We start from the raw sequence: 21,010 nt of genomic DNA on the forward strand, positions 1-21,010 counted from the left end.
AGGGACGATGACGGAATCCACACTCAAGGATCAACCACTGGCCGCGGACACCTTTGCACGCCTCCCACAGGGCTTCACCGCTCTGGTGACGGGTGCCGGGGGCGGTATCGGACGCGCGATGCTCGAAGAGCTGCTCGCCCACGAACGCTGCGGCCGGGTGCTGGCGGTCAGCCGTGACGTCTCGCGTCTGCCGGCACATCCCGCACTTGCCTCACTGCAGGCTGACCTGACCACCGACGAGGGCATGGCGCGGCTGGCAGACTGGCTCCGCGAGCAACTGGATGACACGGGGCAGGAAGAGAACAAGGAGAAGGAGAACAAGGAGAAGGAGAAGCACGAGGAGAACGAGGAGAACGAGCCCAGGCCAGGCCAGCCACCGGCACTGATCCTCAACACCATGGGTCTGCTGCATGAGGAAGCCTTTGAGCAGCACGCGGCACTGTGGCCCGAGAAACGTCTCGAGGATCTCGACATGGCCGCGCTGACGCGCCTGCATCAGGTCAATGCCTTCGTCCCCGCCCTGTTGCTGGGGATGCTCGCGCCACGCCTGCGCCGGCGCACGCCGCTGATCTTCGCCTCGCTCTCGGCGCGGGTCGGCTCGATCAGCGACAACCGCAGTGGCGGCTGGTATGCCTACCGTGCCAGCAAGGCCAGTCACAACATGCTGCTGAAGACCGCCGCCATCGAGATCGCGCGCCGCAATCCCGAGGCTGTGTTGGTCGCGCTGCATCCGGGCACCACCGATACCGAGCTTTCGGCCCCCTTTCAGGCGCGGGTCCCCGAGCACAAGCTGTTCACGCCAGGCTACGTGGCGCGTCGCCTGCTGCGGGTGGCGGGTGAGCTGTCGCCAGAGGACAGCGGCGGCTTCCGTGACTGGGCCGGCGAGCCGATCGACTGGTGACGGAAGCTGCGGGGGCGAGAGAGGCAGCGGGGGCGATCAGAGCTGCAGATGCTCCTGAAACCATTCGGTGATGAAGTCCAGATAGGCACGCGTCTTGTCGGGCAGGTACTTGCGCGAGCGGAACAGCACCACCATCGAGCCGTGCTCATTCCAGTAGGGCTGCAGCAACGGCACCAGCTCACCGCTTTCCACTGCTGCACGCGCGGAAAAGGTCGGCAGATAGGCGAGACCGAAACCGGCCTTGGCCGCCTCCACCACACCGAGCAGATTGTTGATCACCAGCCGCGACTCCGGCTCCACATCGAAGGGCTGCCCGTTGAGCGTGAAGCGCCAGTGGGCACCCAGATCGTAATTGCCGTAGAAGATGGTATCGAAGGCGCGGATGTCCTGCGGCTGCACCGGCGGGGCATTGACGCGCGCCAGATAATCCGGTGCCGCATACAGGCCATAGACCACCTTGCACAGTGGCCGCGAGACCATCGAGGAATCCGGCAACGGTCCCATGCGAATCGCCAGATCCACCGACTCATCGATGGGCTCGAAGCGCTGATCCTCCAGCAGGATCTCGACGCTGACGTCCGGATAACGGCGCATGAAGGCGGTGGTCGGGGCGGCCAGATACATGAAGCCGAACGACACCTGCGCCGAGACCTTGAGCTGGCCCATCGGCTGGGAGGTGACGGACTGCACCCGCGCCTCGGCGGATTCCAGCTCCTCGCGGATGCGCAGCCCGTGCTCGTAATAGATGCGCCCCGCCTCGGTGAGATGCAGCTTGCGGGTCGAGCGATTGATCAGACTCACCCCCAGCTGCTCCTCCAGTGCCGCCACGCGCTTGGACGCCAGCGACTTGGAAATTCCCAGGCGTCTCGCGGCGGCCGTGAAGCTCGCCGCTCGTACCACCTCGACGAAGACCCGCAGGGCATCAAGCGTCGCCATCCCATACTCCAGAGTTGATTCAGCTCCAGACGCCCATTGACGAGCGTCCTGCGTGACCACGCGAACATGTTTCCATATTGGAAACCCTAGTTTTCGATTGTACGCGCTTATTCTCCAAAGCGCGTCGCCCTATACTGGGCACCTCGAACATGCGGGAGCAGACGCGTCGCGGCATCGACCGTCTGCTTCCGGACTAGACCGTGAAGCGTCTGGCCTGCGTGGCGCAGTCAGGCGATTCAGGTTCGCGCTCAGGTAGTTGCACTGCTCATCCCACCGGGTCCCGGTGACTGGTCTGCATGGCGACACCCGCACGCGCGGTTTCGCCGTCGGCCCATCCCGGGCCTCGGTGGCGATCTTCAGTGTAGTAATGCAAGCTATTTGCGCGCCTGGCCGTCTCACGACGCCAGGCGCTTTTTTTTGCCTTTGATCAGCGACTTACAACCATTTCTTCCACTTGAAGAACAAGTAGGTCGAAAGAGCCGATGCCCCCATCAGGCACAGCGCGAAGGGATAGCCCCAGTCCTTGTCCAGCTCCGGCATCCAGTGGAAGTTCATGCCGTAGATGCTGGCGATCAGGGTCGGCGGCATGAACACCACTGCCGCGACCGAGAAGATCTTGATGATGCGGCTCTGGTCGAGGTTGGTGAAACCGATCGAGGCATCCAGCAGGAAGTTGACCTTCTCGAAGATGAAGGTGGTGTGCGGATTGAGCGAATCCACATCGCGCAGCATGTCGCGAATTTCCTGACGCCGAGCCTTGTGATGCGGCTCGGCGGGCAGATGGCGCGTCAGCTGACGCAACAGCCGCTGACTGTCCAGCAGGGCCTGGCGCACCTTGTCGTTGTAGCGCTCCTGCAGCAGGATGCCATGCAGGGTGTCCTCCAGCGATTCAGGATGCACCGCCTGCTTGCCCAGTACCTCCAGCGCGCGATAGATGTCCTCGATCTCATCGGCCAGGTAATCGACCTTCATCGCCAGCAATGCCAGCAGCACGTCCCAGCCATCCTGGGGACTCAGGCGCTGGCGACGCAGATGATTGCGGAACAGCCGCAACAGCCCGATCTCCTCGTGACGCATGCTGATCAGCTGCCGCCCGTGCAGATGGAAGGCGACGTTGGCGGTCTGCGGTTCGCGCCCCCTGCGATGGGGAAACAGCGAGACGACATGGATGCCATCGCCGGCCAGATAGAATCGCGAGGACGACTCGATCTCCTCGAGCTCCTCGATCTTCGGCAGCTCCACGCTGAACTGCTCGCTCACCCAGCGCTGCTCGGCCTCATCGGGCTGGCAGAGGTCGATCCACAGCACATCGCCACGCACCAGTACCGGAGGTGCCAGCTCATCACTGGCCAGCCGCTCGGCATGCAGGGCGCTGGCCTGCTCATGGCTGTCGGCGAGCTGCGGCGCCTCGCCGTCGGACATGTCGGGCAGCACGATCTGCTCGCCACGCAGGCGCCCGTCTTCATGAAGGCGATAGAGGGTAATCATGCACGGTCCCGTGTGAATGACCTGAAGGAAGGGCCATTCTAGACGAGATACCGGGAGTGCGGGGCCTGACAGAGGCAGGAGAAAGGCGCGACAGACGCTGACAGCCGTGACACCGCCAAGAAAAAGGGCGACTCGAAGAGTCGCCCGAAGACCGTGACTAGCTTGATGAGGAGAAACCTGAACAGGGGCCTGACTCCGCTGTTCTGGCCATCGCGTTCCATGGCGGGAAGCGATGACCCAAGATTATGCCCTGACGGATCGCCCGTCAATACCAATGAGAATTATTTTCATTAACCATTGAGACAGCGTTTATCTCACCATCACGGCTGGCCTCCATCGATGAGCTGACGTATCATGCCGCCAGAATATCAAGGTCGTGACTGGCCTGATGAGACGCCCGCCTCGGACCTGACATCCACACTCTGGCGGGCACGAAGCACCGCTCGACTCGCAAGCCTTCCTCCCTGTCATTGGCAGAGGGAAAGCGAATGACTCGAGAAGCGCTTCCGGACGCCTCCCTCGTGCAAGCGAAGGGGGCGTCTTTTTTTGCGCATGAAAAAAGCGGCTCACCCGTGAGGGGAGCCGCTGGCAAGGACCGTAAAACGTCTGATGAGAAGCCTCCCGGAAAGGGGCCTGACTCCACTGACCGGGGCACCGCTGCCCATGGCGGGGAAGCGATGGCCTCAGATTAGGTCGCGAGCACGCGTCCGTCAACACTAATGAGAAATATTTTCATTAAGATTGAATGACGGCGCGCTTCACCCCTCTCGCAGGTCATGCATCATCCGTTCTGCGGCTTCAGCCTTGCTTGTGCCATTCAAACTTCTTGAACGGCTCGTCGATCGGCGTCTCGGCCAGGTGATTGGTGTAGTTGCTCATCACCTTCTGGGACAGGCCAAGAACCACTTCCAGCACGTTGCGCTTGGTGTAGCCGGCATCGAGGAAGGTCTGCACGGTAGCGTCATCGACGAAACCACGCTCACGCACCACGGCCAGCGTGAAGGTGCGCAGGGCTTCCAGGCGCTCGGTCGGCAGCGGCGTCTCGTTGCGCAGCGCCTCGGTGATGGCGTCATCCACCTTCATCGCCTTGGCGATACCGGTGTGTGCCGGCACGCAATAGTGACAGTTGTGCTCGACATTGATGGTCTGCCACACCACGGTAGTCTCTTCATCATTGAAGCTGCTGTCGAGGAACAGCTGGTGCAGTACCTGATAGCCTTCCAGCAGGCCCGGCGCCTCGGCCATCACGGCGTGCAGACCCGGCACCATGCCGAAGGCCTTGACGGACTTGTCGAGCAGCGGCTTGCTGTCCTGCGGGGCGGTATCGGCAGTATGCAGCGTGAAATCGGTCATGATGACTCCTTCAATATGATGGACGAGATGAGCGCAATGGCAGGGCTGGGGAGGCGTCGTGAACGTCGTCGCTACCCATGATGATGAGCAATTGCTCAAAAAAAGACCTGCTCATGCGCTTCGCTACGTTGTCGTGGGACACACTAGCTGGATTTGAGCGGTCATTCAAGTTAAAATTGAGTACTCACTCAATACCTTGCTCCTCGGGATCAGCCTCCCCTCCACACTGTGTGGAGTCAGGCGACACTCGCGAGCCCCATCGTCAGGACAGCCATGCCACGCGCGACCTTGCACAACCGCCAGGACTCCCTCGACCGGGCGCTGAATCTCTTCTGGCAGAAGGGCTTTCATGCCACTTCGCTGAAGGACATCGAGCGCGCGCTCGACATGCGTCCCGGCAGCATCTACGCCACCTTCGGCAGCAAGGATGGCCTCTTCCAGGAAGCGCTGGAGTGCTACTCCGCGCGCAGCCTGCGCGAGATGGAAAGCCTGATGGCCAGTCACGACTCGCCCTTGACCGCCCTCGCCGCCTACATCCGCAAGCTCGGCGGACTGCGTGACAGCGAAGTCCCGTCACGCGCCTGCATGCTGGCCAAGAGCCTGCTGGAACTCGGTGAGCGCGAACAGGCCGCCCGCGACAAGGTCGAGACACTGCTCGCCGGCATGGAAGCCCGCTTCCGCCAGGCCTTCGCGGACGCCCGCGACGCCGGTGAACTCGTCGACCCCGAGCGCCCTGCTCATCAGCCGGAACGCCTCGGTCGCCGCCTCCAGGCAGAAGTCATGGGCCTGCGCGCCTACGCCCAGCGTGAAGGCGAAAGCGACGCCGTCCGCCAGCTCGCCGAAGACATCGCCCAGGATATCGAGGCGCTGAATATCAACAACACGCATTGAGCCATGAGCGGAGCAATGGCTCGCGGCTCCCTCTGACTCGGCGCTTCGCCTCACATGCTGCTAGAATCACCGCCCGCTTGTCTCGACAGCGCCTGCACCTGATGCTCCGTCCCCTGCTCCCACACCAGCCGATATGACTGCCATGCCGATGACACCGATTGACCGCACCTTTTCCGTCGCGCCGATGATGGAATGGACGACCCGTGACTACCGCGCCTTCGCGCGCGTGTTGAGCCGTCGTACGCTGCTGTACACGGAGATGGTGACCACCGGGGCATTGCTGTTCAATCCGGACCGCGAGCGTTTCCTCGGTCACGACGAGACGGAGCACCCGCTGGCGTTGCAGCTGGGTGGCAGTGACCCGCAGGCGCTGGCCGAGTGTGCGGCGATCGCCGAGAGCTGGGGCTATGACGAGGTGAACCTGAATGTCGGCTGCCCGAGCGATCGCGTGCAGAACAACATGATCGGTGCCTGTCTGATGGGCCATCCGGAGCTGGTGGCCAAATGCGTGGCGGCGATGCAGGCGCAGGTGAAGATTCCGGTGACGGTGAAGTGCCGCATCGGGATCGATGATCAGGATGAGGACGCCGATCTCGAGCGCTTCATCAGCACCGTGGCCGATGCCGGCTGCGACACCTTCAGCGTGCATGCGCGCAAGGCGTGGCTGCAGGGCCTGTCACCGAAGGAGAACCGCGATGTGCCGCCGCTGAACTACGGCCGCGTGCACCGCCTCAAGCAGGCGCACCCGTCCTTGCATATCGGCATCAACGGCGGCCTCAAGCAGATGGATGAGCTGCACGAGCAGCTGGAGCATGTCGACAGCGTGATGGTCGGCCGTGAGGCGTACCACAACCCCTGGTTGCTGGCGACGGTGGACAGCGAGCTGTACGGCGAGGCCGAGAATCCGCACACCAGCCGCCACGATGCGCTGCGTGCCTTCCGCCCCTACATCGAGAAGCGTCTCGCCGAGGGCGTGCGCCTCAATCACATCAGCCGCCATCTGCTGGGGCTGTTCCAGGGACAGCCGGGCGGCCGCCAGTTCCGCCGCCATGTCTCCGAGAACGCCCACAAGCCGGGTGCGGGCATCGAGGTGATCGATGACGCCATGGCCCGCGTGCCGGAGCACCGGCCCGAGACTCAGGCCGAACAGGCCTGATCCGGCAGCCTCTGCCCCTTTCCTCAGGAACGCAGCATTTCCAGAAGACCGTCCACTGACACCCGGCCCATGTGCCGGGTGTCGTCGTTCTGGCATTCCCATGTTCTCAACGTCCCCAACGAGCCGTCGATCCGTCGGTCCAGCGACCGGCAGCCCCTATCGGGAAAGGCGCGATGACAGAACATTCACAGATGCCGAAACACGCAACCCTGCGTCGCTGTATAAGCTGATAACTCCTTTAATACCAATGACATGCATGACTTTCGTTTGATTGTCTGACAAGGGCGTCTCGCGCAGAATGACTGACCATGCGGACAACAACAGGTCACGTCATCGTCACGTCGTGCTGACGTGTTGACGGCCATACAACGGCTCCGTCACCGGCTTCCCCCACAGACCTGTGGACCGGTCCATGCAGTCCCCCATGACGGACTGCGCTGCTCATGCTGACACATCCTTCGAGGTTCCATGTCCACATCCTCCCCCTCCGGAGCCAACAGCCGTGAGCTGTTCGGGCACCCGGCCGGACTCTATCTGCTGTTCTCCACGGAACTGTGGGAACGCTTCTCCTACTACGCCATGCGCGCCCTGCTGGTGCTCTATCTCACCGATGCCGTCACCAGCGGCGGGCTGGGCTGGAATCAGGGCGATGCCCTGCAGCTGTATGGCATCTTCACGGGGCTGGTATACATCACGCCGATGTTCGGCGGCGCACTGGCGGACAACTGGCTGGGCGCACGCCGCGCGATTCTGATCGGGGGTCTGATCATGGCGGCCGGCCAGTTCGTGCTGGCCGTGCCACCGGACATGAGTGGTCTGGATGCCGAGATGCTGCTGTACGTCGGTCTCGGCCTGCTGATCGTCGGCAACGGCCTGTTCAAGCCCAACATCTCGACGATGGTCGGCGATCTCTATCCACAGGGCGATCACCGTCGTGATGGCGCCTTCACCATCTTCTACATGGGCATCAACCTCGGTGCGCTGCTGTCAGGTATCGTCGCGGGCTCCATGGCCGAAGGCTATGGCTGGAACGCCGGCTTCCTGGTGGCGGGTATCGGCATGCTGCTGGCGGTCGCCATCCAGCTGATCTTCGCGCCTCGCCATCTGGGCGAGCTCGGCGTGGAGCCCAGCGCCAGACGCGAGGCACGCCTGAGCAAGAGGAGCACCACCAGGACACCGCTGAGCCGCGAGGAGCGCGATCGCATCAAGGTCATCCTGGTGCTGGGTCTGTTCACCATCCTGTTCTGGGCCGGTTTCGAGCAGGGCGGCGGCCTGATGGCACTGTACGCGCAGGACTACACCGACCGCATGCTGATGGGCTTTGAAGTCCCGGCGGCCTGGTTCCAGTCGCTCAACCCGCTGTTCATCATCCTGCTCTCGCCACTGCTGGCGGGACTGTGGACACGCATGAATGATCGCGAGCCCAGCTCGCCGGTCAAGTTCGCCTTCGGCCTGATCGCCCTCGGCATCGGCTTCGTGTGCATGATCGGCGCGGTGCTGGAACAGAAAGCCGCGGGCAGCGCCTCGATGATGTGGCTGGTCGGCGCCTTCTTCTTCCACACCCTGGGCGAACTGTGCCTGTCGCCGGTGGGGCTGTCGATGGTCACCAAGCTGTCGCCGGTTCGCATGGGCGCGCTGATGATGGGCGCCTGGTTCGCCTTCGTGGCACTGGCCAACTACCTGGCCGGGATGATCGGCTCGCTGGTCGGCGAAGCCGGCGCCATGAGCGTGTTCGGTGGCATCGCCATCACCGGCGTGCTCGGCGGCCTGCTGTTGCTGGTGTTCGCCGGCAAGCTGGTCGACTGGATGCACGGCGCGGAATCGCGTCATGACGGCCCGCTCGAGACCCAGACCAGCCACGGCTGATCTCGCAGTCGTCGTCATCTTCACTACCGACGACGACACGACAGGCTGCTGCAACAACGCAAACGCCCCGCTCATTGAGCGGGGCGTTTGCGTTGTCACTACCAGCAACAGGGCCATAAAGTGGCCTGAAGTGAAACAAACCGCCTAGATAGAGTCCGGCACGAACAGCTGCTGGAAGTTGTCGACGGCGCTCTCGGCATCGTCGATCGCATGGAAGCGCGCCACGTGATAGAGCGCCTCGCCCTCGTTGGCCAGCGGCAGATTGGCCATGCCGATGATGATGCCATCCGCGGGCGACAGCACCTCGCTTTCGCTGTTGCCGAAGGGGTCGGCGACGATGCCCAGCACCTGATGCTTCTCGACGCGGTCTCCCAGGCCCACGCGGCTCTGGACGATGCCATCGATGGAGGCGCGCGCCCAGCTGGAGCCGTTGGACATTTCCACCGCGCGGGAGCTGGGCTTGCGGTCGCGGTCCTTGGCCAGCATGCCGATGGAGCGCATCACGCGCTTCACGCCGCTGACACCCGGACGAATCGCCCACTCATCGAAGCGCAGCGCCTCGCCGGCCTCATAGGTGATGACCGGCACGCCACGGCCACTGGCATAGGCGCGCAGGCTGCCTTCACGCAGCTCGGCGTTCAGCAGTACCGGTGCACCGAAGGCATCCGCCATCTGGCGCGTGGCGTCGCTGCCGCTCATGGTGGCGCGAATCTGCGGCAGGTTGGTGCGATGAATCGCGCCGGTGTGCAGGTCGATGATGTGGGTGGCCTGGTCGGCGATCTGCTCACGGAACAGCGCCGCCACCCGCGAGCCCAGCGAACCGCTCTCGCTGCCCGGGAAGCAGCGGTTGAGGTCACGGCGGTCCGGCAGGTAGCGCGTGTGCTGCACGAAGCCGAAGACGTTGACGATGGGCACCGCGATCAAGGTGCCGCGCAGCCGCGCGAGGCTGGAACTCTTGAGCAGGCGACGCACGATCTCGACACCGTTGATCTCGTCGCCATGGATGGCACCACACACCAGCAGCACCGGGCCGGGCTGACGGCCATGCACCACCTCGACGGGGATATGCAACGGCGCGTGGGTGTAGAGCTTGGCGACAGGCACATCGACCTGGGCCCGCGTTCCCGGCGCGATGCGGGTACCGCTGATTTCAAATGGAGCGCGTGACATCGCCACCTCAGAGATTGTTCGACCAACGAGCGACAGGCGTCGTGACAGCTCCTGTCAGATCAGGCTGCTCGCCCAGTGTCTCGAAAGAAAACACTGTGCGACATGCGCCTTTTAGCGCATTGGTGCGTCAAGGGAAAGACTTCATTGCAGCGTGTCGGGATGAAGACCGGACGGAATTGTTCAACAATGGCATGACGCCGACGGCGTGACGACACCTGACCACGACATGGCGAGCACGATATGACGGGAGCGACATGGCGAGAATGACACGCCTCGGCCTCGTCCTGACTGCCACTGACAAGAGCTGCCCGTGACCGATCTTCTCGACTCTCTGCTGACCCTGCCCGATTACTCCGCCCTGGCCTGGAGCGTGATCGTCTTCTCGACCTACCTGACCGGCATCTCCAAGGGCGGCTTCGCCGGCGGGTTCGGCTCGCTTTCCGTGCCGCTGATGGCGCTCGCCATCGGTCCGCTGGAAGCGGCCGGCATCCTGCTGCCGCTGTTGATCGTGATGGACTTTCTCAGCGCTCGCGCCTGGTGGGGCAAGCAGCTGTGGTCGGAGGTGCGCATCATCCTGCCCAGCGCCGCCATCGGCATCGCGGTGGGCGTGGTGCTGTTCGATGAGCTGAACGAGAACATGATTCGTGGCTTGCTGGGCGTCATCTCGCTGCTGTTCGCCGCCTACATGCTGTTCAAGCCCACCGCGAGGAATCCGCTGCCGCGCTGGCTGGCCATTCCTGCCGGTGCCACGGCCGGCTTCACCAGTTTCTTCGCCCACGCCGGCGCCCCGCCCTACAACCTGTACATGATTCCGCGTCAGCATCCCAAGGAGACCTTCATCGCCACCACGGTGATCATCTTCGCAGGCATGAATCTGATGAAGCTGGGCCCCTACGTGGCGCTGGGCGAGGTCAACCTCACCAGTCTGTCCACCTCGCTGCTGCTGGTGCCGGTGGCCTGGGCAGGTGTCAGGAGCGGCCTGTGGCTGCAATCCCGCGTCAACGAGAGGCTGTTCTTCCGCCTGATCATCCTCGCGATGGCACTGGTCGGCGTACAGCTGATCTACAAGGCCTGGGGCTGATGTCCGCGCGCCATCACGCCTGGCGACCTCTGCCGCCAGCCAGCATGACCTTCTGGGTAACGCTTTCAGACAGACATTCGAGAATGACCGGGGCAACGCCATGACACCGCAGATCCACTACTACCACGCACATCTCTACTACACCGATGAGCAGAGTCTGGCCGCCGCTCGCGAGCTGGCGGCCCAGGCCGAGCAGCACTTTCCCCTGCGCGTCGGTCGCTTTCATGAGCAGCCGGTAGGCCCGCACCCGCTGTGGAGCTGTCAGCTGTCCTTCGCTCCCGAAGACTTCGGGCGCATCATCCCGTGGCTGGCGCTCAATCGCGGCACGCTGGACATCTTCGTGCACGCCGGCACCGGTGATGATCTCTTTGATCACACCCAGGGCGTGATGTGGCTGGGCAGCTCCCACCCGCTGAATCTGCACGTCTTCGGCGATGAGTGAGGCTCGGAGGTCGCCCGACACGCTATCATCGCCTTGCCGCCTTCGCCTTACCCACTGACTCAAGGATGACCCCATGACTCGACTGCGCCGCCTATCCCCTCGTGCCGCCCTGCTGGGCGTGATCGCCTCTGGCCTGCTGCTGGCCGGCTGTGACGACAATGAGGTCGGGGATGTCTCGCTGGGCCTGTTCACCACCAAGGACATCAAGATCGAGAGCCTGATCGACCCGAAGGTGCCGGGCGTGACCTGTCACCTGAGCAACATCGAGGCGAATCTCGATTTCTCCGACCCCTCCGACATGAGCATCGCCTGCCGCCAGACCGGCCCGATCACCCCGGCGATGCTCGCCGACATCGACACCTCCAAGAGTGGCGAGGAGGTCTATCGCAAGTCCAAGAGCGTGCTGCTCAAGAGCCTCAAGATCCGCCGTATTCTGGACCGTGACTCCCAGAGCCTGCTCTACATCGCCTACAGCACCAAGGAAACCAGCGGCAGCTTCAAGCATGCGCTGAGCAGCGTGCCGCTATGGGGCAGCGAGGCCTGGCAGGCACCGGCAGCGCAGTGAGCCGACTCGGCGCCTGAATCAAGCCCTGACTCATCAAGCCCTGACTCATCAAGCCCTGATTCATCATGCGCTGACTCATCAAGCGAAAGCTTCACCATCATCCCTTGAAGTTATGGGGTGTCGCTCCAAGGTCTTGATCAACGGCTAGCCAGTCGGATTTTCATTCGCATGAGGCAAAGGAGTGACACACGATGTCGAGCCCGGAGCACAAGCAGAAGATCTGGAAGCTGATCAAGGATGTGAAGGTCGGCATGTTGGTGACGCAGGGTGACGGCATGCCACATGCCCGCCCGATGCATCTGGTGCAGGATGACTACGACGGCACCCTGTGGTTCTTCACGCGAGCCAGTGCCGAGAAGGTGTTTGAAGCAAAGAAGGACAGCGAGGTCTGCCTGAGCTTTTCCGATCAGGATGATGGCGTCTATGTGTCGCTGAGCGGTCATGCCAATCTGCACCGCGATCAGGGCCTGATCGACAAGTTCTGGAATCCGTTCGTGGCCGCCTGGTTCCCGGAAGGCAAGGATGACCCCGATGTCACTCTGCTGGAGGTCAAGGTGCAATCCGGTGAACACTGGAAGGCCAAGGAGAGCAAGGCGTATCAACTCTATGAGATTGCGCGCGCCAACCTCGACAAGGACCACACCCCGGACATGGGTGAGAACGAGAAATTCGGCACGGTATGAGCAGAAGCCCGAGCTCGTCATGGAGAGCTCTTTGAAGTGCCCGCGTAAGAGTTGACGCACACGGCCATGCCAGACACGACAACGCCAGCCCGAGGGCTGGCGTTGTCGTGTCTGGTCTCCTGCCGCCTGCCGAATCCTGCCGAGTCCTGCCGATTCCTGCAGACCTGTCGTCGGTGGAGAGGGTTCAAGCTCAGGACAGTGAACGCCTCAAGACTTCATGTCGAGCACGATGCGCCCTTCGATCTTGCCGTCGATCATGCGCCCGAAGATGTCATTGATATCCTCGAGCCTGCCGGTCTGCACGGTGGCGGCGACCCTGCCTTCCGCGGCGAAGTCCAGCGCCTCCTGCAGGTCCTGACGCGTACCGACGATGGAGCCACGCACCGTGATGCCGTTGAGCACCGTAGAGAAGATCGGCAGCGGGAAGTCACCCGGCGGCAGGCCGTTGAGCACCAGGGTACCGCCACGGCGCAGCATGTTCTGGGCCTGATCGAAGGCCTTGGGCGACACCGCCGTCACCAGTGCGCCGTGCGCGCCGCCGATCTCACGCCTGATGACGGCTGCCGGATCTTCCTTCATGGCATTCACGGTCACGGTGGCCCCCAGACGGCGGGCCAGATCCAGCTTGGCATCATCGACATCCACCGCCGCCACGTTCAGGCCCATGGCGCGGGCGTACTGCACCGCCATGTGACCCAACCCGCCGATCCCCGAGATCACCACCCACTGACCGGGGCGAGTGTCGGTCATCTTGAGCCCCTTGTAGACCGTGACCCCGGCGCACAGCACCGGCGCGATCTCCACGAAGCCCACGCTGTCCGGCAGACGCCCCACGTAGCCGGCATCCGCCAGCGTGTACTGGGCAAAGCCGCCATTCACCGAATAGCCGGTGTTCTGCTGGCTCTCGCACAGCGTCTCCCAGCCACCCAGACAATGCTCGCAATGGCCACAGGCCGAGTAGAGCCAGGGCACCCCGACCCGGTCGCCTTCCTTGACGTGGGTCACACCCTCGCCCACCGCCGCGATGGTCCCCACTCCCTCATGTCCCGGGATGAACGGTGGGTTGGGCTTCACCGGCCAGTCGCCATGCGCGGCGTGCAGGTCGGTGTGACAGACCCCGGAGGCGGCGACCTCGACCAGAATCTCGCCACGCCCCGGTCGCGGTACCGCGACTTCCTCGATCACCAGCGGTGCACCGAATTCACGTACCACGGCGGCTTTCATGCTGTTATCCATGATGGACTCCTCATTCATTGTCGAAAGACGAACCTTGGAAAGGCGAGCCAGAGATCAGGCGGAGAGTGCGATCCCGTCCGGTCGTGAGCGAGGGCTAGTGTTCGCGCACGCCCCGGACCTGCCTCTTCATTGAAACCAGACGCGGTGCTCCCTGCCCTGCGCCAGATCAAGCAAGTCGGATCTGGCGCGGGCATCGAGAGGAATTCCTCGAGGAGGCATCGCGGGAGGTGGATTCAGCGCCACTAGCCTCGGTGGCGCTGACGGTCAGGCCTAGAAGAAGCCGAGTGGATTGATGTCGTAGCTGACCAGCAGGTTCTTGGTCTGCTGGTAGTGTTCCAGTGCCATCTTGTGGGTCTCGCGACCGACACCGGATTTCTTGTAGCCACCGAAGGCGGCATGGGCGGGATACTGGTGATAGCAGTTGGTCCACACGCGACCGGCCTGGATACCGCGCCCCATGCGGAAGGCGACGTTCATGTCGCGACTCCAGACACCGGCGCCGAGACCGAATTCGGTGTCATTGGCGATGGCCAGCGCCTCGGCCTCGTCGCGGAAGGTGGTGACGGCGACCACCGGCCCGAAGATCTCCTCCTGGAAGACACGCATCGCGTTGTGGCCCTTCAGCAGGGTCGGCTGGATGTAATAGCCGTTGGCCAGCTCGTTCTCCAGCTGCTCGCTGCTGCCGCCGGTGAGCACCTCGGCCCCCTCCTCACGGGCGATATCCATATAGGACATGATCTTGTCGAACTGCTCGCGGGAGGCCTGTGCGCCAACCTGCACGTCGGTATCCAGCGGATTGCCGCGCTTGATGGTCTTCACGCGCTCCATCACACGGGCCATGAAGTCGTCGTAGATGCTTTCCTGGATCAGAGCGCGTGACGGGCAGGTGCACACCTCGCCCTGATTGAAGAACGCCAGCACCAGCCCTTCGGCAGCCTTGTCGATGAACTCGGGCTCGGCATTCATGATGTCGGCGAAGTAGATGTTGGGGGACTTGCCGCCCAGCTCCACCGTGGAGGGAATGATGGTCTCCGCGGCGCACTTGAGGATGTGCGAGCCCACGGGGGTGGAACCGGTGAAGGCGATCTTGGCGATGCGCTTGCTGGTCGCCAGTGCCTGTCCGGCCTCGGCGCCATAGCCGTTGACGATGTTGAGCACCCCTGCCGGCAGCAGGTCATTGATCAGTTCCGCCAGCACCAGGATCGAGGCCGGGGTCTGTTCCGCCGGCTTGAGCACCACGCAGTTGCCCGCCGCCAGCGCCGGGCCGAGCTTCCAGGCCGCCATCAGGATCGGGAAGTTCCACGGGATGATCTGCCCCACCACCCCCAGCGGCTCGTGGAAGTGATAGGAGACGGTATTGGCATCGATGTCCGCCGCGGTGCCCTCCTGGGAGCGCAGGCAACCGGCGAAGTAGCGGAAATGATCCGCTGCCAGCGGGATATCAGCGTTCAGCGTCTCGCGCACCGCCTTGCCGTTGTCCCAGGTCTCGGCGACCGCCAGCATCTCGAGATTCTGCTCGATGCGATCCGCGATCCTGAGCAGGATGTTGGAGCGCTCCTGCACCGAGGTCTTGCCCCAGGCGGGAGCTGCCTTGTGGGCGGCGTCCAGCGCGAGATCGATATCTTCCGCACTCGAGCGCGGGATACGGCAGAACACCTCGCCCGTCACCGGGCTGACATTGTCGAAATATTCCCCCTTCACCGGCTCGACGAAACGCCCGCCGATGTAATTGCCGTAGGTGTCCTTGAACGTGACCAGCGCGTCGGCGCTGCCCGGGGAGGCGTAGATCATGGCGAACTCCTGTGGGTCGGATTCACGAGTGGCGCTCGTGATCGACGACCTGTTGTTGTCGTTGCTGCGCAGTCGTTGTCGTTGCTGAAAAGTCGTTGTCGTGTCAGCGAAACGCCTGTGTTGGCCCTTCTGCAGTGGCGCCGTTGGCGCTGACTCGCTGCCCGCTCTATCAAGAGCCTCTTGATCAGGCGACTCTCACAGTCTTGACCACCGACGCCAATCGCGACATGCCCCCATGGGCGGAGACCGTCTCATCCCTTGGGAGGAGAAAAGCGAGGAGAAACGAACGCCGCCATACCGCGAAGGCCGCAAGGCACGACACCACGCCATGACGTTATGCTCAGGGTAGCTACTATCAGCAAGGTCATGATCAGAAAAGCCTTGATCAGGATATCGCCCGCCACCGGCCAGGAGCCTCCATGTACCGTCTGTTGATCGCGGATGATCATCCGCTGTTCCGTGATGCCATCAGTCGTACCCTGAGTCTGAGCGTCGCTGACGCCCCGGCACCGCCCTACGAGCTGCTGCAGGCCGCCAGTCTCGCGGAGACGCTCAGCCTCATCGACGCGCATGCCGATAGCCTCGACCTGCTGTTGCTGGATCTCGACCTGCCCGACAGCCACGGCCTGGAAGGCCTGACGCGCTTGCGCGAGGAGGCAGACTGGCTGCCGGTGGCGATTCTCTCCGCCCACGAGGCGCGCGAGACGGTACTCGAGGCATTGGCGCTCGGTGCGGTGGGGTATCTGTCCAAGTCGAGTTCGGCGCAGACCCTGCGCGATGCCCTCGCACGCATGCTGGCCGGGGAGGTCTACGTGCCTGCCCAGTTGATGCGCGCTGCGCCGCGTCCAGCGCCGCTCTCAGCATCATCTGCATCTGCATCATCGGCACCAGCATCATCGGTACCAGTGCCACCGCCAGCGCCCCAACTGGCGCCGAGCCTCAGCGATGCTGAATTTGCGCGGCGCTGGCAGACCCTCACCACCAAGCAGCGCGGCGTGCTGGAACGCATGGTGCTGGGCGAGTCCAACAAGATGATCGCCTGGCAGCTGAGCGTGGCGGAGACCACCGTCAAGTCGCATGTCTCCGCCATCCTGCACAAGCTGGGGGTCGCCAGCAGGGTGCAGGCGATCCTGCTGGCCAGCCACGCCCTGCCTGCCGTGTCAGGCCCGAGTGAGGCCTCTGCCGCCCCACGACGCGAAACGCCCCGGTCCAACGCTCACGAATGAGGCGCGAACCGGGGCGTTGCCCATCAGGTGTCGGGACAGAGTGACTCGCCCTACATCAGCTCCCCGACCAGCACATAGCCATTGAGCAGGATGATGACCGCTGCCACCAGCATGCCGATGGCCGTCACCCAGTGACGATTGACCAGGTCCCCCATCAGGCGGCGATTGGCGGTGAACATCAGCAGCGGCACCAGCGCGAAGGGAATCCCGAAGCTGAGTACCACCTGGCTTGCGACCAGCACCTGCTGCTCCGGCAGCCCCATCAGGATGATGGCGATGGCCGGTGCCATGGTGATCACGCGGCGCAGCCACAGCGGAATGCGGAAGTTGACGAAGCCCTGCATCACCACCTGCCCGGACAGGGTGCCGACGATGGACGAGGACAGCCCCGCCAGCAGCAGCGTGAAGCCGAAGATCAGGCTCGCGGCATTCTGGCCCATCAGCGGCGACAGCAGCTTGTAGCTCTCGGTGATGGAAGCCACGCCGGTCTCGCCATTGCCATGGAAGACCTTGGCGGCCAGCACCAGCATCGCCATGTTGATCAGCCCCGCCAGCGCCATGCCGATGATCACATCGAGACGGTAGTAGCCCATCACGCGACGGCGCTGACCGCTGTCACGCACCCGAATGCGATTCTGGGACAGCGCGGAATGCAGGTAGATGACGTGGGGCATCACGGTGGCGCCCAGGATACCGGCCGCCAGGAAGATGGCATGGCTATCCGGGAAACCTGGTGTCAGCAGGCCGTAGATGATCGGTTCCACCGGCGGACGACTGAGGATGATCTCGAGCAGGAATCCCGCCGACACCGCCAGGATCATCGCCCCGATGATCATCTCCATCATGCGGAAGCCGTAGCGCTGCATCACCAGCACCGCGTAGGTGATGGCACCGGTCAACAGCGCCCCTTCCAGCATGCTGAGCCCGAAGAGCAGATTGAAGGCCAGCGCCGCCCCCAGGAATTCGGCCAGATCGGTCGCGATGGCGACGATCTCCGCCTGCACCCAAAAGGCCCAGACCACCGGGCGCGGGAAGCGTTCACGGATGACTTCCGCCAGATTCTTGCCGGTGGCCAGCCCCAGCCGGGCGGACAGGGTCTGGATCAACATCGCCATCAGGTTGGCCCACAGCACCACCCACAGCAGGGTATAGCCATAGCGGGAGCCGGCCTCGATGTTGGTCGCGAAGTTGCCGGGGTCGATGTAGGCGACGGCGGCGATCATCGCCGGGCCGAGAAACGGCAGCGCGCGACGCAGGCGTCCCGCAAGGGACAGAGGGGATGCAGTGCGCACACCGCCGGCAGCAGAGGCTTCACCTTCACTGCCCAGCGACATGCTGGCGGCATGACGTACGGATTTATCGGACATGATATTCAGCATGGGAGGGAAACCTGCCAGATCAATGGCCCGCGAACAGAGAAAGGGGATGCGGGATGTCATGACACGAGCATACATGCTAAATACGATTAGTTCTCATTAAAATTCAGCGCGGTAGCTGATAGTCTCCTTCAATCCCTCCTGCCTCTTCCTCCCCCGCGAAGGCTAACGACAATGGAGCAACAGCTGGCGCAGGCGCAGCGGCTTGACCGGCTTGAGGAGGAACCCGAAGCCGAGCGCGCGTGCCCTGGCCTTGAGCGGCGCCGAGTGGTCCGCGCTGATCACCACCACCGGCAGGTCTGGCCAACGCTTGCGCAGGCGTTGTGCCTGCGCCAGACCATCGGGCTGCCCGTCACCCAGCTGATGATCGACGATCAACACCTCCGGCGGCGCGGCCAGCGCCTGCCGCAACAGCACCTCGGCGGTATCGGCGCAGTGGACACTCGCGCCCCAGCCCTCGAGCAATGACTGCATGCCGGCACATACCTCCCGATCATCCTCGACCACCCAGATAACGGTATCGAGCAGCGGCTGCGCGAGCGGTGACGCGCAAGGCTGACCGGGAGAAGGCGCGTCAGCCGATGGGCCCATCACATTGGCAGGCTGTCGAATCGGCACGCGCACCGCGAAGGCAGCGCCGCGCCCCGGCGTGCTGGCCAACGACAGGGGGTGCTCCAGCAGGCCGGTGATGCGCTTGACGATCGCCAGCCCCAGCCCGAGGCCGCGCTGCTCATTGTCCTGGCGCGGTGCGAGACGCCGGAATTCCTGGAAGACCACCTCGCGCTGATGCTCGGCGATGCCGGGGCCGTTGTCGGCCACGGTGATCTCCAGCCAGTCACCGCGCCGGCGACACCCCAGCAGCACCCGCCCGCGCGTCGAGCCATCCGGCACATGGCGCAGGGCATTGCTCAGGAAATTGCGTATCACGCGCGCCAGTAGCTGCAGATCTGACTCGACGCTCAGGTGGCTGGCCACGTAGTGCAGCTCCAGCCCACGTGCAGCGCCCAGTTGACGATATTCCTCGGCGAGCACATCCAGCAGCTCACGCACCGGGAAGGTGGCGACATCGGCCGTCAGCACGCCGGCATCCAGCCGCGAGATGTCCACCAGCGTGCCCAGCAGGCTCTCGACATCGGCCAGCGAGCGCCCCAGCCGCGCCACCAGCTCGCCCGGCGAAGCGTCGCGCGGCGTGGGGTCATCAAGTGCCAGCCTCGCCAGTTGCTCTTCCAGGGCGCTTGCGAACAGTCGGGCGGCATTCAGGGGTTGCAGCAGATCATGACTGATGGCGGCGAGAAAGCGCGTCTTGGAGTGGTTGGCCGCCTCGGAGGCGGCCTTGGCGGCGGTCAGACGTCGATTGAGTGCCCCCAGTTCATCGAGGGTGCGGTGCAGGGTGTCGGTACGCTCGCGCACCTGATCCGCCAGCAGGACGGCGTGCTCGAAGGCGGCGTAGGGCGCGCTCGGTGAAGGGCTGCTGGATTCGACCCGCTCGATCAGGGCGGCGTTGATCTTCTCCAGCTGGCGATTGCGCGCCTTGAGGGCGGCGAGCTCAGCGCTCAGGCCGTCCTTTCGGGAATCTGTCAGCGGCGTATCAGGCGCCATCCTGCCCTCCCGTGCCATCGGCCGCGAGACGGCGCTGGCCGATCACCACGCCGGTGAAGGTCTGGTTGATGTGCATGCCGTGATGCTGCTCACCGTAGGTATTGAAGCCGATCACCCGATGACGCCTGAGAAGACGCGAGGCCTCTGCCTCCAGCCCCAGCGCCTCGATCTCCATGCGCCGCAGGAAGCAGTCACAGCCGATGGTCAGCGCGGGCGGCCCCAGACGCGCCTCCACCTCGGCCAGCCGCTGCTCGAGCTGCGCGAGAATCGGCGTGGCCTGCATGGCAGTGAGCACGATGCCGGTCTCCACCGCGCAGTAGAAGCTCAGGCTGGCATCGGCATTCACGCGCTGGATGGAGCGTACGTAATGCGCCTCACCGATGCGCACCGCCAGCGGGCAGCGCGCGAAGACCGCCTCCTCCAGCGCCTCGGGCGCGACACCGGCCAGCCGCGCATACTCCTCGGCGGCGGGCTCGGCATTCAGCTCCAGCACGCGGCGTGAATCGCGGTCCACCGCCGTCACCACCAGCTTGTCGGCCAGCGGCGTGAGGTGGTGCGTACTGATGACCTCGAACGGCAGCCGCGTATTGATCACCACCACGACCGCCGCCTGATCATGGAAGACCCCGTCGGCGTAGACATAGGTATGCGCCAACCGGTTGTCGTCCCCGGCGGAGCCACCGAAGGCGGGAATGCTGCCCAGCGCTGCATCCAGCGTCGCCAGTACCTGCTCCTCGCTGCTCGAGAGGCCGTCGAGCAGCGTCAGCGCGAAGCTGTTGCCCATCACCGGCGCCACGGCCTGCTCGCGACAGCGCGCCAGCAGCTCATCACTCAACGTCTGGGCACGCGGAAGGTCGAAACCGCTCAGATCATCGATCAACACCTGCGCCAGCGCGAAGTCGCTGCGCGCCAGGCCGATGGCGGTGATGGAGCCGCGCGCATAGCCCTCGGGCGTGATCTCGCCGGCGGTGGTGCAGCCACTCACCGCTACCTCACCGAAGGCATCGGCCAGCGCCTGACCCAGTGCCGGGAGGGGGTAATCCGCCGAGCAGAAGAACAGCACCCCGCCGAGCCGCTGGCGGCCACCGAGCGAGTCATCAAGCTTTCGGGCCAGCTCGGCCACCGCCGCCTGCGGGTCCTTGAGCTGGCTGGCCGCCGTGGCCAGCGGTACGGCAATCATCTCGCTCTGTGGCTGCGGCCTTCCCTTCACGCGACTGCTGACATCCGTCATGTCCCCTCCTCCTGTCGAG

The 21,010-nt window shown here is 63.9% G+C and carries 18 protein-coding genes; 9 read left to right on the plus strand and 9 right to left on the minus strand.

Translation table 11 applies throughout. The annotated features are described in order from the left end of the window. The first annotated feature begins 7 nt into the window (after positions 1 to 7). Positions 8 to 901: a short-chain dehydrogenase gene (locus HXS65_RS08020; RefSeq protein ID WP_176493626.1), complete on the plus strand. Its 894-nt coding sequence runs from the start codon at positions 8 to 10 to the stop codon at positions 899 to 901. A gap of 36 nt (positions 902 to 937) precedes the next feature. Here the strand turns inward: HXS65_RS08020 and HXS65_RS08025 are convergent, their stop codons facing one another. The 3 genes from HXS65_RS08025 to HXS65_RS08035 form a co-directional block, all read right to left on the minus strand. Beyond that, positions 938 to 1,837 carry a LysR family transcriptional regulator gene (locus HXS65_RS08025; protein ID WP_043333112.1) on the minus strand — a complete coding sequence of 300 codons (900 nt, stop codon included), beginning with the start codon at positions 1,835 to 1,837 and terminating at the stop codon, positions 938 to 940. Positions 1,838 to 2,272: 435 nt separating this feature from the next. Further along, positions 2,273 to 3,325, minus strand: a complete 1,053-nt coding sequence (gene corA, locus HXS65_RS08030) for a magnesium/cobalt transporter CorA (RefSeq protein WP_084209312.1) — start codon at positions 3,323 to 3,325, stop codon at positions 2,273 to 2,275. 798 nt (positions 3,326 to 4,123) lie between these two features. Beyond that, entirely contained in the window at positions 4,124 to 4,678 is a 555-nt protein-coding gene (locus HXS65_RS08035; RefSeq protein ID WP_077379203.1) for a carboxymuconolactone decarboxylase family protein, read from the minus strand. Positions 4,679 to 4,951: 273 nt separating this feature from the next. Here HXS65_RS08035 and HXS65_RS08040 point away from each other — a divergent pair, with 273 nt between their 5' ends. The 3 genes from HXS65_RS08040 to HXS65_RS08050 all read left to right on the plus strand — a co-directional run bounded on the left by HXS65_RS08040 (position 4,952) and on the right by HXS65_RS08050 (position 8,591). Beyond that, positions 4,952 to 5,569, plus strand: a complete 618-nt coding sequence (locus HXS65_RS08040) for a TetR/AcrR family transcriptional regulator (protein ID WP_176493627.1) — start codon at positions 4,952 to 4,954, stop codon at positions 5,567 to 5,569. Positions 5,570 to 5,717: 148 nt separating this feature from the next. Then, positions 5,718 to 6,725 carry a tRNA dihydrouridine(20/20a) synthase DusA gene (dusA, locus tag HXS65_RS08045; protein WP_176493628.1) on the plus strand — a complete coding sequence of 336 codons (1,008 nt, stop codon included), beginning with the start codon at positions 5,718 to 5,720 and terminating at the stop codon, positions 6,723 to 6,725. A gap of 468 nt (positions 6,726 to 7,193) precedes the next feature. Next, positions 7,194 to 8,591: a peptide MFS transporter gene (locus tag HXS65_RS08050; protein ID WP_176493629.1), complete on the plus strand. Its 1,398-nt coding sequence runs from the start codon at positions 7,194 to 7,196 to the stop codon at positions 8,589 to 8,591. 144 nt (positions 8,592 to 8,735) lie between these two features. Here the strand turns inward: HXS65_RS08050 and HXS65_RS08055 are convergent, their stop codons facing one another. Continuing rightward, positions 8,736 to 9,761, minus strand: coding sequence for a succinylglutamate desuccinylase/aspartoacylase family protein (locus HXS65_RS08055; protein ID WP_077379197.1), 1,026 nt, complete (start codon positions 9,759 to 9,761; stop codon positions 8,736 to 8,738). Between the two features lie 310 nt (positions 9,762 to 10,071). Between HXS65_RS08055 and HXS65_RS08060 the strand changes: the two genes are divergently transcribed. The 4 genes from HXS65_RS08060 to HXS65_RS08075 all read left to right on the plus strand — a co-directional run bounded on the left by HXS65_RS08060 (position 10,072) and on the right by HXS65_RS08075 (position 12,532). Then, complete coding sequence (locus tag HXS65_RS08060) at positions 10,072 to 10,842, plus strand: sulfite exporter TauE/SafE family protein (RefSeq protein WP_254696411.1); 771 nt, start codon at positions 10,072 to 10,074, stop codon at positions 10,840 to 10,842. Positions 10,843 to 10,942: 100 nt separating this feature from the next. After that, positions 10,943 to 11,284 carry a DOPA 4,5-dioxygenase family protein gene (locus tag HXS65_RS08065; protein WP_136939013.1) on the plus strand — a complete coding sequence of 114 codons (342 nt, stop codon included), beginning with the start codon at positions 10,943 to 10,945 and terminating at the stop codon, positions 11,282 to 11,284. Positions 11,285 to 11,357: 73 nt separating this feature from the next. Further along, a complete protein-coding gene (locus HXS65_RS08070) occupies positions 11,358 to 11,849 on the plus strand; it encodes a CreA family protein (protein ID WP_077379193.1) in 492 nt (163 codons plus the stop codon). Between the two features lie 191 nt (positions 11,850 to 12,040). After that, entirely contained in the window at positions 12,041 to 12,532 is a 492-nt protein-coding gene (locus HXS65_RS08075; protein ID WP_084209317.1) for a pyridoxamine 5'-phosphate oxidase family protein, read from the plus strand. A gap of 207 nt (positions 12,533 to 12,739) precedes the next feature. Here the strand turns inward: HXS65_RS08075 and adhP are convergent, their stop codons facing one another. Continuing rightward, positions 12,740 to 13,768: an alcohol dehydrogenase AdhP gene (gene adhP, locus HXS65_RS08080; protein ID WP_176493630.1), complete on the minus strand. Its 1,029-nt coding sequence runs from the start codon at positions 13,766 to 13,768 to the stop codon at positions 12,740 to 12,742. A gap of 270 nt (positions 13,769 to 14,038) precedes the next feature. After that, positions 14,039 to 15,559 (minus strand): aldehyde dehydrogenase family protein, encoded by a 1,521-nt coding sequence (locus HXS65_RS08085; protein ID WP_084209318.1) that lies wholly within the window; start codon positions 15,557 to 15,559, stop codon positions 14,039 to 14,041. 419 nt (positions 15,560 to 15,978) lie between these two features. Between HXS65_RS08085 and HXS65_RS08090 the strand changes: the two genes are divergently transcribed. Next, entirely contained in the window at positions 15,979 to 16,785 is an 807-nt protein-coding gene (locus HXS65_RS08090; RefSeq protein WP_176493631.1) for a response regulator transcription factor, read from the plus strand. A gap of 50 nt (positions 16,786 to 16,835) precedes the next feature. On the opposite strand, the gene HXS65_RS08095 is transcribed toward HXS65_RS08090, so the two are convergent. The 3 genes from HXS65_RS08095 to nosP form a co-directional block, all read right to left on the minus strand. Then, positions 16,836 to 18,152: an Nramp family divalent metal transporter gene (locus tag HXS65_RS08095; RefSeq protein WP_255303108.1), complete on the minus strand. Its 1,317-nt coding sequence runs from the start codon at positions 18,150 to 18,152 to the stop codon at positions 16,836 to 16,838. A gap of 174 nt (positions 18,153 to 18,326) precedes the next feature. Next, complete coding sequence (locus tag HXS65_RS08100; protein ID WP_176493632.1) at positions 18,327 to 19,760, minus strand: hybrid sensor histidine kinase/response regulator; 1,434 nt, start codon at positions 19,758 to 19,760, stop codon at positions 18,327 to 18,329. Then, positions 19,750 to 20,940 carry a nitric oxide-sensing protein NosP gene (gene nosP, locus HXS65_RS08105; RefSeq protein WP_176493744.1) on the minus strand — a complete coding sequence of 397 codons (1,191 nt, stop codon included), beginning with the start codon at positions 20,938 to 20,940 and terminating at the stop codon, positions 19,750 to 19,752. Before nosP ends, HXS65_RS08100 begins: the two co-directional genes overlap by 11 nt. Positions 20,941 to 21,010 lie beyond the last annotated feature (70 nt).

This window comes from Cobetia sp. 5-25-4-2 (assembly GCF_013374075.1).
Classification (GTDB): domain Bacteria; phylum Pseudomonadota; class Gammaproteobacteria; order Pseudomonadales; family Halomonadaceae; genus Cobetia; species Cobetia marina.